This is a genomic window from Streptomyces sp. NPDC086787 (assembly GCF_044745865.1).
In the GTDB taxonomy this organism is placed as follows: Bacteria; Actinomycetota; Actinomycetes; order Streptomycetales; family Streptomycetaceae; genus Streptomyces.
Map to the genome: position 1 here is coordinate 223,172 of NZ_JBIVBC010000003.1, position 14,192 is coordinate 237,363.

The window sequence follows — 14,192 nt, forward strand, 5'->3', positions numbered from 1 at the left end:
GCAGGAGGGGCCCGGAGCCGGTGACGGCTCGGGGCCCCTCCCGCGTTCTCAGCCCTCCCGCGTTCTCAGCTCTCCGCGTCGGGCGACGCCCCGTCCTCCAGCAGCCGCTCGGCGATGTCGTCCGACCAGTGCTGCGCCCATGCGCGGAGCGCGGTGATCGCCGGTTCGTCCAGGCCGTGGCGGGTGAAGTCGCGATCGGCGTAGAAGTCCGTTCCGGTGAGGCGGGACTGGAGGGTGGGCAGGTCGAAGGGGTCCAGGGCGTGCCGACGGCCCAGCTCCTCCAGCTCGGGCAGGGCGAAGCGGTTCGCCGCGGCCTGTGCGTCGATCAGGTCGACGGCCGAGCCGCGGTCGTACAGGGCGCGGATCTTCGTACCGACGGCGTCCTCCAACGACAGGACCGGGCCGTCCTCGGTCAGCTCCGCCGGCTGCCAGAACGTCTCCTTGTGCAGCACGAGTTCGCACTCCCCACCGGTCGGCGGGTCCGTGACCGTCAGCTGTGCGGTGAGCGCGGTGACGGCACCGACCCCCACATGACGCCCCCGCGCCTCCAGGGCTGCTCCGACGGTCCCGGCGATCCGTTCCACTGGCTCGGGGCTCTCGGTGGCGAAGTCGACGTTCGCGTGCGGTCGCCGCACCAGCCCGTGCGCGCGGAGCGCGTAACCGCCCGCGAGCACCAGTGCGTACGGTCCACCCGCGCCGACCACGTCCGAGACGAGCCGCCGGTGGAGGTCGGGGAAGGTCATGACGACTCGGGGGACTCCTCGAAACCGTCGGCGAAGAGATCCTCGGCGCGTTCGGCGGTCCGGGCCTGTTGGAGCCAGCCCTCGACGCGGTTGCGATCGGTGCAGCCGGTGATGCGTTCGCGGGTGTCCTCGGAGACGGAGATGCCGCGCACGTCCAGGATGGCCAGGACTCCCTTGGCCTCGCCCTTGGCCTCGCCCTTGGCCTCGCCCTCGGCTACGCCGTCGAGGTAGGCCTTCTCGATGACGGTGCCCCGGCCGGGGAAGAAGTTGACGAACGTCACGATGTTCCTCCATTTGTCACCGGCGGGGGTGGCCCCCAGCGCGGCGTCCAAGAACTGACCGAAGTAGCGGGCGGCGATCGGGTCCATCTCTGCCAGTGCGCGGCCGAGTGCCTCCAGTATGGCGTCGGAGCCCGGGCTGTCGGCGTGTGCCAGGGCCGAGAAGGCGGCCATGGCGGGCTTCTCGGCCGCTGTGCGTGCGTCGGTGATCGTAGGAAGGTTGTCCGGACCGATCACCAGGGGACGTGTTCGCTGCGCGGTCCACCCGCGGGCCTCGCTGTCGAAGGGCCCCGCCGCCCACTTCGCCGTGGCCCGGTCCCGGCACACCACGAGCAGCAGGACCGGCAGGCCGTACCTCGACTGAAGATAGGCGACGTAGTAGGCCCAGCTCGACTCCTTCTTGGCGTCCCTTCGCTCCTGTGCCTCAATGGCCAGCAAGAAGTCGTCGCCGTCGGACGGGCTGATACGCAGCACGGTGTCCACGTGCCGCACGAGCGGCCTGGTCTCCGTCGCGTCGGTCGTGACCGCGTACGCCGCCGCCTTGTCCGGCAGGTCGAGTCCCAGCAACTCGAAGACGGGGGTCAGGATCTCAGGCCGCTCCTGGAAGATCCGGTGCATGCCCTCATGGGCTGATGTGACCATGAGGACAACTTAGGATCCGTCAGGTGTGGTCTGACCGGGTGATCCGGTTTTGTTCACCCTTTCGAGGAAGGCCCCGTGGGATTAAGCCGGGTCGCCGCCGAAGCGTTCCTTGTAGGTTTCCAGGTCCTCGTCCGTCAGCTTGGCGAACAGGACCGGGGGGACCGTGAAGGGGGTGCCGGCGGGGACTGCGATGAGGGACTTCGCCTCTTCCGGGGTGACCCAGACCGCGTTGTCGTCGGGCAGGGCGAACGCCTCGCGCATGGCCTTCGACGTCGCCGGGATGAACGGCTCCGACACCACCGCGTACAGATGGATCAGGTTCATCGCCGTGCGCAGGGTGAGGGCCGCGCCGTCCTTGTCGGTCTTGATCTCCAGCCAGGGGGCCTTCTCCTCCAGGTAGGAGTTGCCGGCCGACCACAGCGCGCGCAGGGCCGCGGCCGCCTTGCGGAACTGGAGGGTCTCCATGTGCGACTCGTACTCGGCGAGCAGCGAGGCGATCTCCTCGCCGAGGCGGGCCTCCGCCTCACCGGGCTCGCCGCCGGCCGGGACGTCGTCGCCGTAGCGCTTGCGGGAGAAGGACAGCACGCGGTTGACGAAGTTGCCGAGGGTGTCGGCGAGGTCCTTGTTCACCGTGGCCGTGAAGTGCTCCCAGGTGAAGGACGAGTCGTCCGACTCCGGGGCGTTGGCGATCAGGAAGTAGCGCCAGTAGTCGGCGGGGAGGATCTCCAGTGCATGGTCCGTGAAGACGCCCCGCTTCTGCGAGGTGGAGAACTTGCCGCCGTAGTACGTCAGCCAGTTGAACGCCTTGACGTAGTCGACCTTCTTCCACGGCTCGCGCACGCCCAGCTCGGTGGCCGGGAACATCACGGTGTGGAAGGGGACGTTGTCCTTCGCCATGAACTGCGTGTAGCGGACGTCGGTGTCGACGTCGTACCACCACGACTTCCAGTCGCGGTTCTCCGGGTCCTGGTCCGACCACTCCTTGGTCGCGCCGATGTACTCGACCGGGGCGTCGAACCAGACGTAGAAGACCTTGCCCTCGGCCGCCAGCTCCGGCCAGGTGTCGGCCGGTACGGGCACACCCCAGTCCAGGTCACGGGTGATCGCACGGTCGTGCAGGCCTTCGGTCAGCCACTTGCGGGCGATGGAGGAGGCCAGCTGCGGCCAGTCGTCCTCGTGCCGGGCCACCCACGCCTCGACCTCGTGCTGGAGCTTCGACTGGAGGAGGAACAGGTGCTTGGTCTCGCGGACCTCCAGCTCGGTGGAGCCGGAGATCGCGGAGCGCGGGTTGATCAGGTCGGTGGGGTCGAGCACGCGGGTGCAGTTCTCGCACTGGTCGCCGCGCGCCTTGTCGTAGCCGCAGTGCGGGCAGGTGCCCTCGACGTAGCGGTCCGGGAGGAAGCGGCCGTCGGCGGGCGAGTAGACCTGGCGGATCGCCCGCTCCTCGATGAAGCCGTTCTCCTGGAGGCGCCGGGCGAAGTGCTGGGTGATCTCGACGTTCTCGTGGCTGGAGCTGCGGCCGAAGTAGTCGAAGGCCAGCGCGAAGCCGTCGTAGACCGCCTTCTGGGCGTCGTGCGCCTGGGCGCAGAACTCTGCCACGGGGAGGTTCTGGGCCTTCGCGGCCAGTTCGGCGGGGGTGCCGTGCTCGTCCGTCGCGCAGATGTAGAGGACGTCGTGGCCGCGCTGGCGGAGGTACCGGGAGTACACGTCCGCCGGGAGCATGGACCCCACCATGTTGCCCAGGTGCTTGATCCCGTTGATGTAGGGAAGGGCGCTGGTGATGAGGTGTCGAGCCATCTCGGGCTGCTCCCGGGTCGCGTCGGTATGAACCTTGGAATGGTAGCCGACAGGCGTATGCCGCCCGCCTCCCGTTTTACGGGGTGAGAAGCGGGCGGCATGGGGTGTGCCGGGGCGTTACGCGCGCCGGTTCACGGGCGCCAGTTCGCGAGGATGCCCTCGTAGAGCTCGGCGTCCGTGAGTTCGCGGGGGGTCGGGCCCGCGTGGAAGAACGACGTGTTGCCGCTCTTCAGTTTGCGGAGGTAGTCGAAGGCCTTGTTGTCGTACTCGCCGAAGGCCACGAAGGAGAAGAAGACACCGGGGTGGTTCTTCGCGGCGTCCGTGAGGGACTGGGTGGCCGGAGTCTTGGCGTCGGGGGCGCCGTCCGTCTGAAAGACGACGAGGGCGGGGGTGGTGGGGTCGACCGACTTCTGGCGGTGGGCGAGGACGGCCTCCACGGCGGCGTGGTAGCTCGTACGGCCCATGCGGCCGAGGGAGGCGTGGGCCTCGTCGATCTTGTTCTCGGGGGAGGTGGGGGTGAGGTCGGTGGTGCCGTCGAGTTCCGTGGAGAAGAAGACGACGTGGACTGCCGGTTCGGTGCCTTGGGTGCCTGCGGGGGTGAGGGCGGTGGCGAGGGCGAGGGTCTGCTCGGCGAGGGCCTGGGCGGAGCCGTCCTTGTAGTACGGGCGCATGGAGGCGGAGCGGTCGAGTACGAGGTAGAGCTTCGCGTGGGTGCCGGTGAGGTTCGCCTTGTCGAGGGCGGCTGCGGCGGCGGCGTGCGCGGTGGCGAGGCCGGGGTGTGTTCCGGGGGTGGCCGCCTCGGCTTCGCCTTCGGCGGGGGTGTTCCCACCCGCACCACCCTTGCGGGATGCGTTGTCGGGTGCGGGTGACTCCTGCGGGGCTTCCTCGCCGTCGGCAGCCGCGGGCTCCGCCTCCGGCTCGGCCTCGGCCACCGGTTCGGCTTCCGCCTCCTCGGCCACGGAGTCCGCCTCCGGCTCGGGCTCCGCTTCGGGCTTGGCCACCGGTTCGGCCGCGGCCTCGACCTCCGCTTCCGGCTCGGCCGCGCGCTCGGTCTCTGCCTCGGCCACGGATTCAGCCTCGGGCTTGCTCACCGGCGCGGCCTCGGCCTCCACCGTGGGCTCCGCTTCCGGTTCGGCCGCGGGCTCGACCTCCGCTTCCGGCTCGGCCGTGCGCTCTGTCTCTGCCGTGGGCTGAGCCTTGGCCGGGGCTACGGGTTCAGCCTCGGGCTCGGTGACCGGAGTGGCCTCGGCCGCGGGCTCGGCCTCCGCCGTGTGCTCGGCTGCCGCTTCGGCCTCGGCCTCTGCCGTGGGCTCCGCTTCCAGTTCGGCCGCAGGCTCGGTCTTCGCCGCTGCCTCGGGCTCTGTTGCGGGCTCGGCCTCTGCCTCGGGCTTGGCCGCCGGGTCGGCCTCCGTCGCCGTCTCGGCGACAGGGGCGGCCGTCGGCTCGCGCTCCGGCTCGGTCACGGACTCAGCCTCGGGCTTCGCCTCCGCCTCCGCCTCGGCCACGGGCTCAGCCTCGGGCTTCGCCTCCGCCTCCGCCTCGGGCTTGGGCACCGGCGTGGGCTCGGCCTTCGCCGGGGGGTCCGTCACCGAACGGAGTTCGAGCTCGGGTTCGGGCTCCGGGGCCGGGTTCGGGATCGTGATGTTGTTGAAGGCCGCCGATACCAGTTCGTGCTCCGTCGGAGAGGAGGAGCGGGGTTCGGGGACGGAGGACGGAGCTGGATCCTGGTTCTGCGAAGGAACTTGTTCCGCACCCTCCGCCTCGGCGGCACGCCCCTTGCGTGATCGGCCGAACGCGTTCCGAAGGAGAGTGAGAATGCCCATGTGCGCAACCCTTCGCCTGAGTTGTTCCCGTCGATCCCTGGCCAGGACGGACACGTAAGGTTAGCGGCCACGGGGCGTGATCTTCAGGAGGGTCCGTCAGTCGGGTTCAGTACACCGGAGGGCCCTCGGCGCTGCGCTCGGCCACGGGCTCGCCGCTGAACGCCGGAGGGGCCGGCAGAGTGCGGGTCCGGGCGTACAGGAGCCGGACGTACCGGGTCAGCCACACCGTGAGGGTCACCCCGAGCCCGAGGCCCATCAGGAGCCAGGACGCCGTGCGCAGGGTCGAGGTGAGCGCGTCGTAGACCGCGCCCACGGCCGGGTGGGGCGCGTCGGCGGGCAGGTCGGCCAGGGTGAGGTGGCGGCCGACGGCGACGGCGATCGCGAGCAGGGCGCCGCCCAGGGCAGTACCGAGCGCGACGGCGACGACCGCCCGGCGGCGGCGTACGGCGAGGGCGATTCCGGCGACGGCGAAGACGACGGCCGCCACCGGAAGCCAGAACCCGGCGACCTCGAGCACGTGGAACCCTTTCCGCAGCGGATCCAGTTCACCCGCCGAAACCACCGCCACCTCGGTGTGCGCGACCGGAATGCGGGCCGCGAGCGGCACATGGTCGTGGGCCAGCTGCCGTTTGACCTGCTCGGTGACCGGGCCGAAGTCGACGATCACGCCTCGGTCGCCCGTGCCGCTCCTGCCGCGCCCGTCGTCCTCCTCGCGCAGCGCGCGCAGGATCGCGTCGTGCGTGGCCCGGTTGCCCTCGTCCCAGGCCAGGCGGAACGCGGGAGTCTGCGTGAAGGAGCGCACGGCGTCGTGCACGAAGGGCTCGACCGTGCTGGGCATCGGGCGTACGTCGTACCGGTTGTCGACCTCGCGCACGATTTCGGCCCCGACGGTGTCGGCGACGGCGTCGCGCACGTCGGGGTCGGTGGCGAGCGGCGCCATCGTGGTGACGTACCGCCCGGTGTCGGCGAGCCCGTACGCCGCCCACGCCGCCAGCGCGCCGAGCGGCACCAGCAGACAGGACAGGATGAGCAGCGCCGCGCACAGCGCGCTCCTGAGGCGTGGGGGCACACCTTCAGGCAAGAGCCTGCGGGGCGCGGGCGCGAGCGGGGTGACTGCGATCGGGTGTACCGGAAGCGGTGCAGCGGGAGCGGTTCAGCGGATCCGGTGGCCCGCCGCGTCCTCGTGCGTGTAGTAGCGGTAGAACATCACGAGGAACACGGCCACGCCGATCGCCAGCCCCAGGAACGACGACGCCACCACGGCGTGGCCGCGCCCGGACAGGCTGTAGAGGAAGCCGACCGCGATCCCGGCGAAGACGGCCCACACCACCGCGTGCAGTTCGCGGGGCAGCCTCGGGGTCAGTGCCAGCACGCCCACGCACAGGGCGAAGAACACGAGCGCGGTCACGAAGCCGAAGAGCAGGTTCCAGCCGGTGATGGGCCCGCCGTAGCGGACGTTGGCGGCGGCCCAGTAGCCGTAGACCAGGGCCACTGCCGCGGGCGTCGCCCAGTGGGCGATCATGTGGGTGCGCGCGCTGAAGACGTCGGGTGTGCCGCCAGGGCGGGTCACCGCGCCGGACGCGGGTGCCGCATGAGCCATGAGAGCACTCCTCTCTTCCCTGCCCCCGTCTTCCAGGGCACACCTGGTGAGGGCGCCTGGCAAGTCGACCGGATGCGCCGGGCCCGCTCCCGTGTTTCGCTGAGGGGCGTGACCGACGACGAAGACCTGGGTCGGCAGCTGCCGCTGCGGATCCGCGGATGGAGCGTCGCCTGGGTGGCACCGCTGCTGCTGCTCGTCGGGATCGCGGTGATCGACTACAACACCACCGAACGGTTCCGGATCATCTCCTGGATCGTGCTGGTGCCCGGTACCGCCGCGGCGATCTGCGCCGTGTGGACCACGGCCGCCTTCGCGATGGTCTCGCTGGCCGTGTACGTGGTCCTGGACAGCACCTGGCCGGGCGAGTACCAGGCGGGTCTGCCCGACTTCATCCTGATCGCGGTCGGCGGCGTGCTGGCCACCCTCGCCTGCGCGGTCCGGGTGCGCGGCGAGCAGCGGATGCTGCGCATGCGGGACATCGTCGACACGACGCGGCGTACCGTGCTGCGCCGGCTGCCGCCGAATTGGGGCGGCCTGGAACACGCGGAGGAGTATCTCGCGGCGGAGACCGACGCCCGGGTGGGCGGCGACTTCTACGACATCCAGCCGGGCCCGTACGGCGCCCGTGTGCTGGTCGGGGACGTGCAGGGCAAGGGGCTGGGCGCGGTGGAGGCCGCGGCCGGGTTGCTCGGCACCTTCCGGGAGGCCGCGTACCACGAGCCGGACCTCGCGACCGTCGCCGCGCATCTGGAGGTACGGCTGCTGCGGCACCGCTACCGCAGCGCGGCCCTCGGCGGCGACGACGGGGACCGGTTCGCCACCGCCGTACTGCTCGGCTTCTCGGGCGAGGCGCCGGGCACGGTCGAGGTGGTCAACTTCGGTCACGAGCCGCCGCTCGCGGTCTGCTCCGGCGGGGTGCGCCGGCTGCCGTGCGGCACCAGGCTGCCCCTGGGCCTGGCCGACCTCTCCCCCGGCATCGGACCACCGGTCCCGGTCCGGGTGCGGCTGGCCCCGGAGGAGACGCTGCTGCTCACCACGGACGGCGTGACCGAGGCCCGGGACGGCCACGGGGCGTTCTACGACCTCGTCGCCGACGTCTCCCGGGCGGTCGCCGCGGACCCGGGCGTCGCCGCGCCGCCGCGGCTGGTCGCCCATGTCCGTGACAACGTGCTGCGGCACAGCCGCGGCCTGCTGGACGACGACACCACGATCTTCGCGGTCCGGTGTCCCGAGGGCGCCGCGCTGGAGCAGACACTGGGCGTGTGACCCACTCGGCTCGGTCAGGTCTGGTGGTCGCGGGGCATGTGTACGGCGTCGTGGGGGCAGGTGTGCCGGTGCGGCCGGCTGTCGGCCGCGCTGGCCGGGCCGGTGTTGGCCGCCGTGGTCAGCGCGACGACGGCGAGCACGGCGGCGGCCAGGCCCCTGGCGGCGGGAGCCCGGCCGATCGAGCGGAGCCGGGCGCGGGGTAGTGCGGCGGGTCGTGCGGATGAGCGTCCGAGCACGGCAACCTCGCAACAACAGCGACGTGTTAAGCATGCTTAATCCACCGTTTAACCTAGGCGTCCACGAAGCTCAACGGCAAGGGGTGCCGGGCGAGTTGGCGGGAGACTGCGGATGCTGGAGCGGGACGATCCGGAGACCATCGGGCGACGGGTGCAGCAACTGCGCACCGAACGGGGACTGACCCAGCGGCAGTTGGCCGTCCCCGCCTACACGCCCGCCTACATCTCGACCCTGGAGGCGGGCCGGGTGCGCGCCTCCGACGACGCGCTGCGGCACATCGCCGGACGCCTCGGCGTCGCCGTCGAGGAGCTGGCCAGTGGGCGGCCCGCGCACCTCGCGACCGGTCTGCGGCTGCGGCTCACCGAGGCACAGCGCACCCTGGCCACCGGCCGGGCCGAGGAGGCGGCCGTACGGTACGCCGACCTGCTCGCGGAGGCGGAGCGGCACGGGCTGGCCCCGGAGCAGGCCACCGCGTTGCTCGGGCTCGGCGAGTGCGCGCTGGACACCGGTGAACTGACCGAGGCCCGGCGGTACTTCGAGCGGGCGGAGGAGAAGAACGCCGGGGAGCCACTGCCGGTGCGGGTGCCCGCGCTGCGCGGAAGGGCCGTCTCGCACTACCTCGCGGGCGAACTCCGTTACGCCGTCTACCTGCTGGAGTCCGCGCTCGACGAACTGAACCGGGGCGGGCTGCACGACCCGGACGCCCTGCTGCTCCTGTACGCCAGCGCCATCGGCCCCTACATGGACATGGGCGCCCACGCGCGGGCCGCGAAGGCCGCCGAGTTCGCGCTGGCCCTCGCTCCGCAGGTCGCCGACCCCGCGCTGCTGGCCCGGATGCACCGCTCCGTGGCCCGCACGCTGCTCGCCGAGGGCCGGGTGGCCGAGGCCGACGCCTCGCTGGCCAAGGCGGCCGAGCTCTACCGGCAGCTCCAGCTGCGCACCGAACTCGCCAACTGCCACTGGATGCGCGGATACGTGTACGCGCAGAACGGCGAACTGGAGTCCGCGGAGCGTGAGTTGCGGGAGGCGCTGGACATGCTCTCGGCCACCCGCGCCGCCCTGTACCGCAGTCAGGCCGCCGTCGAACTCGCCGACGTGCTGCACCGGCGCGGCAAGTCCGAGGAGGCCGCCGGACTGCTGCGCGGGGTGCTCGGGGACCTGTCCTCCGAACGCGGCGCCGTGCACTCGGCCGCCGCGCACCGGCTGCTCGGCATCATCGCGGAGGACGCCCGGGACACCGAGGCCGCCGAGGAGCACTACGTACGCGCCCTGAGCCTGCTGGAGCGCGCCGGCGCCGCCGGTGACCTGGCCGACCTGTGCCGGCTGCTCGGTGATCTGCTGCGCCGTACCGGCCGGGTGGAGGCCGCGCTGGACGCGTACCGGACGGGACTCGGCCACCGTACGGCGCCGGGCACCACGACCCTCGGACCCGCGCCCGCGCAGCCGCCGTTGTGACCGTCAGGCCTGGAGCCGCCCCTGCTCACGGACCTGCGCGAGCCGCTGGGCGCCGACTTCGAGAGCCTGGCCTACGGCGTCCTGGGGCGGGGTGCCGAGGGCGCCGCTGGTGAGGACGATCGCGTCGTCGCCGACGCGTACGACGGCGACGTCCAGGGTGAGGACGCTCGGCTGCCCGTCCTCGGTCGGGTTCTGTCCGGTGAGGGTGATTCGCAGTCCCTGCCGGTCGTTCCCCACCTGCGGCAGCTCGGCCGCCGTGACCTGCACGGTCTGGGGCCCGGAGCGGGTGGTGGTGGCCGTGAACTGCGCGCAGCTCTGCGGCAGCGTCCGCAGCCACGCCAGCGCCGGTTCCGCGTCGGCTCCCCGCTGGGCGGCGACCTGGTAGCGCAGCTGGGCCTGGTCGTCGCCGTCGTCGAGGGCGGTGACGGCGTAGGTACCGGTCGGGGCGCCGAGCAACTCGTCCGCGTACAGGGCGTCCAGCAGCCGCTGGCACTCGGGCGATTCGGTGGTCGCCTTCAGCAGCCCGTCCCGCCAGGTCGCGATCCCCTCGGCCGGCACCCACGGCACCCCCAGGTCCGTCTCGCTGATCAGCGCGGCCCGCGCCTGCGCCTCGCTGAGACCGGGTCCCGCGGCGGGGGAACGCGGTTCGGCCGCCGCGGAGGCGGGCGGGGACGCGGGTGCGGTGGCGGCGGGCTCGGCGGCGGGCTTGGCCGCGGGCGACACCTGGTGACTCGGTGCCCGGTGCGCGGCGACCTGGCAGCCGGACGCCGCGACCAGCACACCGACGGTGAACACGCAGGCGCCGAGAAGGCGGGCCGGGCGGACTGACATGGCGGAGCCTCCTGGGCGTGCGGGCGTGCCGGCAACGGGTGGACGACTCTCACGCCATCACCCCCGGGCCACAGCCACCAGCGCGACGGGCCGTCCGGGTGAGGACGGCGGGGGACCGGCTCGGGGAAATCCGGGCCCTCGGAAAACCGGCTGCCCACCATGGCGAGCCGTTGCTACAGTCCCCGCATGCAGCGCGCCCACTCGTACGTCTCCGCGTACGTCTTCCGCACCACGACGCCGGACCACGTCCCGGCGCGCTGACAGCTGACCAGTCGAAGCCCCGGGGCAGGTGCCCCGGGGCTTCGTCGTGTTCCCGGAGTGCCTGCCCCCGCACCCCGAGGAGACCGCCATGCACGACCACCGCAGGCTCGGCCGCGAGCTCGACCTGTTCGACACCGACCCGCTGATGGGCGCCGGGCTGCCGTACTGGCTGCCGGACGGCGCCGTCGTACGGCACACCCTGGAGGAGTACGTCCGGGAGGCGGAACGCGCCGCCGGGTACCGGCACGTGTACTCGCCGGTGCTCGGAAAACGGGAGCTGTACGAGATCTCGGGGCACTGGGACCACTACTGCGACGACATGTTCCCGCCGATGGAGCTGGGCTCCGAGCAGGTCGTCATGCGTCCGAGCCTCTGTCCCCACCACGCCCTGATCTACCGCTCCCGCTCCCACAGCTACCGTGAACTGCCACTGCGCCTGGCCGAGTTGGGTGGCATGTACCGCTCCGAGCTCTCCGGGGTGCTCGGCGGTCTCACCCGGGTCCGCGCCATCCAGCTGAACGACGCGCACATCTTCTGCACCCTGGACCAGGCGGTCGGGGAGGCCCGGGCCGCCCTGGAGCTGATCGGCCGGGCGCACGCCGACCTCGGCATCCGCGCCGCCCGGTACCGGCTCTCCCTGCCCGGCGAGGGCGGTAAGTACGTCGCCGACCCGGAACTGTGGCGGCGGGCCACCGCGCTGCTCCGGCAGGTGCTGGCGGAGGCGGGTGTCGACCACGAGGAGGCGGAGGGCGAGGCCGCCTTCTACGGCCCGAAGATCGACGTGCAGATCGCGGACCCGGCCGGACGCGAGTCCACCCTCTCCACCGTCCAGATCGACTTCCACCAGCCCGAGCGCTTCGACCTGCACTACATCGGCGCCGACGGAGCCCGGCACCGGCCGGTGATGGTGCACCGCAGCATCATCGGCAGCGTGGAACGCGCCGTCGCCCACCTGATCGAGGAACACGGCGGCGCCTTCCCGGCCTGGCTGGCGCCGGTGCAGCTGGTCGTGCTGCCGGTCGCCGACGCGCAGTTCGCGGACGCGGAGGCCCTCTGCCGCGAGGCCGTCGCACGCGGTCTGCGGGCCGAGGTCGCCGGCCCCGAACGGGGCAGCCTCGGCGCCCGGATCCGGGCGGCCCGCCTGGTGCCGTACCAGGCGGTGATCGGCGGCCGCGAGGCGGAGAGCGGAGAGGCGGCCGTACGACTGCGGGACGGCCGCAGACCGGGCAGCCTGCCGGTGGGCGACCTCCTGGACAGGGTCGCCGCCGGGGTCGCGGCCCGGGGCACCGTGCTGTGGGACTGAGCGACAGAACCAGGGACACGACCTAGGGTCGGAGGACCGGCGAAGGAGGGCCGCACCGTGAGCGACCGGACGACCATCCCCGTGATCATCGACTGCGACACCGGCGTCGACGACGCCCTGGCGCTGCTGTTCGCCGTACGCCACCCGGGACTGGACCTGCGCGCGGTCACCTGTGTCGCCGGGAACACCGACGTGGACGGCGTCGTCCGCAACACGCTGACCGTGCTGGAGGCGGCGGGCGCGGGGGACGTACCCGTGGCTCGCGGTGCCGAGCGGCCGCTGATCGAACCGCCCCGCTCGGCCCGCCACGTCCACGGTGCCGACGGCATGGGGGACCTCGGGCTGCCCGCACCGGCCGGCTCCCCCGCCGACGTGGACGCGGTGACGCTGCTGCGCCGCGAGATCCTCGCCTCCCCGCGCCCGGTCACCCTGATCCCGACGGCTCCCCTCACCAACATCGCCCTGCTGCTGCGCACCCACCCGGAGGTCACCCGCAACATCGAGCGGATCGTGTTCATGGGCGGTGCGGCGGGCGTCGGAAACGCCACGCCCGTGGCCGAGTTCAACGTCTGGCACGACCCGGAGGCGGCGGCGATCCTGCTCACGGCGGGGGTACCGATCACGATGTACGGCCTGGACGTGTTCACCCGGATGGCGGTCCCGGGCTCCGAGATACGACGGCTGCGTGCCGCCACCGACCCGGCCACCCGCCTGGCCGGCGACCTCCTGGCCCACCGCCCGACGGCCCCGGACCCCGACGGCGACGACCCGGCGGGAGGCCTGGGCGACGCGGGCGCCGTGTGCGCGGTCGCCGACCCCGCGGGCCTCACGACCCGCCCCCTGCACGTCGAGGTGTCACTGGCCCCGGGTCCGGCCCGGGGCCAGACGGTCGTGGACCGCCGGCTGCGTCCGGGGGAGTCGGAGATCCACGAGGGCGTGCGGGAACGGGCGTTGGTGGACGTGGGGCTGGACGTGGACGTTCAGCGCTACGTGACGCTGTACCTGGAGACGGTGGGGCGTCCCTAGCCGGCCGTGGGGCTGGGGCCGGGGGCCGGCTGGCCCCCGGAGTTCGTGCCGCCGCCACCCGCGATGCCGTCGATGTCCACCGGGGTGGAGGTGGGGTTCGCCGGTGGGGTGAGGACCACCTGAGGCTGACCGGCCGGCGGAGGCGGTGGCGTCATGTCGGAGGCGGGCAGTTTCGGCGGGGTCGTCTGGTTGAAGAGCGTCTGGTCGAAGTCGACCAGGCCGGTCTTCTCCATCACCGTGATGTGGTCGAGCACGGTGTTGTTGGCCTGGTCGGCCAGGGCGCGCACGAGCCTGTTCTTGGTGGTGGACCGGACTTTGGCGATGGTGTTGAAGATCGAGCCGTGCGTCATGCGCAGGATGTTGGCGAAGTCGGTGTCGAACGCCTTGCCACTCTCCGCCTTGAGCTGGGTCACGAAGCCCTCCTGCTGCGGGCTCGCGATGTTGGGCAGCGTGATGTTCAGCATCGGCGCGACCTTGCGGCAGGTGGCGTCGAGCGCGGCATGTCCGTCGACCAGATGCTGGCTGGCGGTGATGACGGCCTTCGAGCTGCCCTTCTGCATGCCGATCTGGCCGAGCGGGTACTCCCACAGACCGGCGGCGCGCACCTTCACCACGAAGTCCCGGTCGCCCTCGGTCAAAGGGCCCCACTGTGTCTGGGCGATGACGCGGTCCGGATCGCTGGTCACCTTGCTTACCCCCAACATGCTGGGGTAGGCGAGCGCGGCGAGAGTCAAGGTCAGGGCACCGCCCACAAAGAGTGTCCCCATCGCGTTCCGCGAAAAGCGCACCGTGCCTCCTGCCCGGTCGTGGATCCGTCCTTGGACGGTTCGGCCATACAGCAGTACGGACGCGGAGCGAATCGTACTCTCTGGTTTTGGTAAAAAATTATGAGACCGGTCCCGGCGCCGGTTGGACAAACGTTGACCACTT

The 14,192-nt window shown here is 72.0% G+C and carries 13 protein-coding genes; 4 read left to right on the forward strand and 9 right to left on the reverse strand.

What is annotated here, in order from left to right; translation table 11 throughout:
- Positions 1-65: 65 nt before the first annotated feature.
- From ACIPK3_RS10605 to ACIPK3_RS10630, 6 genes are all read right to left on the reverse strand, one after another.
- On the reverse strand, positions 66-743 hold the full coding sequence (locus ACIPK3_RS10605) for a hypothetical protein (protein WP_402568178.1): 678 nt from the start codon (positions 741-743) through the stop codon (positions 66-68).
- A complete protein-coding gene (locus ACIPK3_RS10610; protein WP_402568180.1) occupies positions 740-1,663 on the reverse strand; it encodes a hypothetical protein in 924 nt (307 codons plus the stop codon). The genes ACIPK3_RS10605 and ACIPK3_RS10610 overlap by 4 nt, the downstream gene beginning before the upstream one ends.
- An 81-nt stretch (positions 1,664-1,744) precedes the next feature.
- A complete protein-coding gene (gene metG / locus ACIPK3_RS10615) occupies positions 1,745-3,460 on the reverse strand; it encodes a methionine--tRNA ligase (protein ID WP_402568182.1) in 1,716 nt (571 codons plus the stop codon).
- Between the two features lie 131 nt (positions 3,461-3,591).
- Positions 3,592-5,283: a VWA domain-containing protein gene (locus ACIPK3_RS10620; RefSeq protein WP_402568184.1), complete on the reverse strand. Its 1,692-nt coding sequence runs from the start codon at positions 5,281-5,283 to the stop codon at positions 3,592-3,594.
- A 106-nt stretch (positions 5,284-5,389) separates the two neighbouring features.
- Positions 5,390-6,352 (reverse strand): hypothetical protein, encoded by a 963-nt coding sequence (locus ACIPK3_RS10625; RefSeq protein ID WP_402568185.1) that lies wholly within the window; start codon positions 6,350-6,352, stop codon positions 5,390-5,392.
- A gap of 84 nt (positions 6,353-6,436) precedes the next feature.
- Complete coding sequence (locus ACIPK3_RS10630; RefSeq protein ID WP_402568187.1) at positions 6,437-6,883, reverse strand: hypothetical protein; 447 nt, start codon at positions 6,881-6,883, stop codon at positions 6,437-6,439.
- Positions 6,884-6,955: 72 nt separating this feature from the next.
- Here ACIPK3_RS10630 and ACIPK3_RS10635 point away from each other — a divergent pair, with 72 nt between their 5' ends.
- Positions 6,956-8,149: a PP2C family protein-serine/threonine phosphatase gene (locus ACIPK3_RS10635; protein WP_402568661.1), complete on the forward strand. Its 1,194-nt coding sequence runs from the start codon at positions 6,956-6,958 to the stop codon at positions 8,147-8,149.
- A gap of 14 nt (positions 8,150-8,163) precedes the next feature.
- Here the strand turns inward: ACIPK3_RS10635 and ACIPK3_RS10640 are convergent, their stop codons facing one another.
- Entirely contained in the window at positions 8,164-8,385 is a 222-nt protein-coding gene (locus ACIPK3_RS10640) for a hypothetical protein (RefSeq protein WP_402568188.1), read from the reverse strand.
- 112 nt (positions 8,386-8,497) lie between these two features.
- Between ACIPK3_RS10640 and ACIPK3_RS10645 the strand changes: the two genes are divergently transcribed.
- Positions 8,498-9,841 (forward strand): tetratricopeptide repeat protein, encoded by a 1,344-nt coding sequence (locus ACIPK3_RS10645; protein ID WP_402568189.1) that lies wholly within the window; start codon positions 8,498-8,500, stop codon positions 9,839-9,841.
- 3 nt (positions 9,842-9,844) lie between these two features.
- On the opposite strand, the gene ACIPK3_RS10650 is transcribed toward ACIPK3_RS10645, so the two are convergent.
- Positions 9,845-10,672 carry a hypothetical protein gene (locus tag ACIPK3_RS10650; RefSeq protein ID WP_402568190.1) on the reverse strand — a complete coding sequence of 276 codons (828 nt, stop codon included), beginning with the start codon at positions 10,670-10,672 and terminating at the stop codon, positions 9,845-9,847.
- A 349-nt stretch (positions 10,673-11,021) separates the two neighbouring features.
- Between ACIPK3_RS10650 and thrS the strand changes: the two genes are divergently transcribed.
- Both thrS and ACIPK3_RS10660 read left to right on the forward strand, forming a co-directional pair.
- Complete coding sequence (gene thrS / locus ACIPK3_RS10655) at positions 11,022-12,236, forward strand: threonine--tRNA ligase (protein WP_402568191.1); 1,215 nt, start codon at positions 11,022-11,024, stop codon at positions 12,234-12,236.
- 57 nt (positions 12,237-12,293) lie between these two features.
- Positions 12,294-13,262, forward strand: a complete 969-nt coding sequence (locus ACIPK3_RS10660; protein ID WP_402568193.1) for a nucleoside hydrolase — start codon at positions 12,294-12,296, stop codon at positions 13,260-13,262.
- Here the strand turns inward: ACIPK3_RS10660 and ACIPK3_RS10665 are convergent.
- Positions 13,259-14,029 carry a DUF4142 domain-containing protein gene (locus tag ACIPK3_RS10665; protein ID WP_402568194.1) on the reverse strand — a complete coding sequence of 257 codons (771 nt, stop codon included), beginning with the start codon at positions 14,027-14,029 and terminating at the stop codon, positions 13,259-13,261. The genes ACIPK3_RS10660 and ACIPK3_RS10665 overlap by 4 nt on opposite strands.
- Between the last annotated feature and the right edge of the window lie 163 nt (positions 14,030-14,192).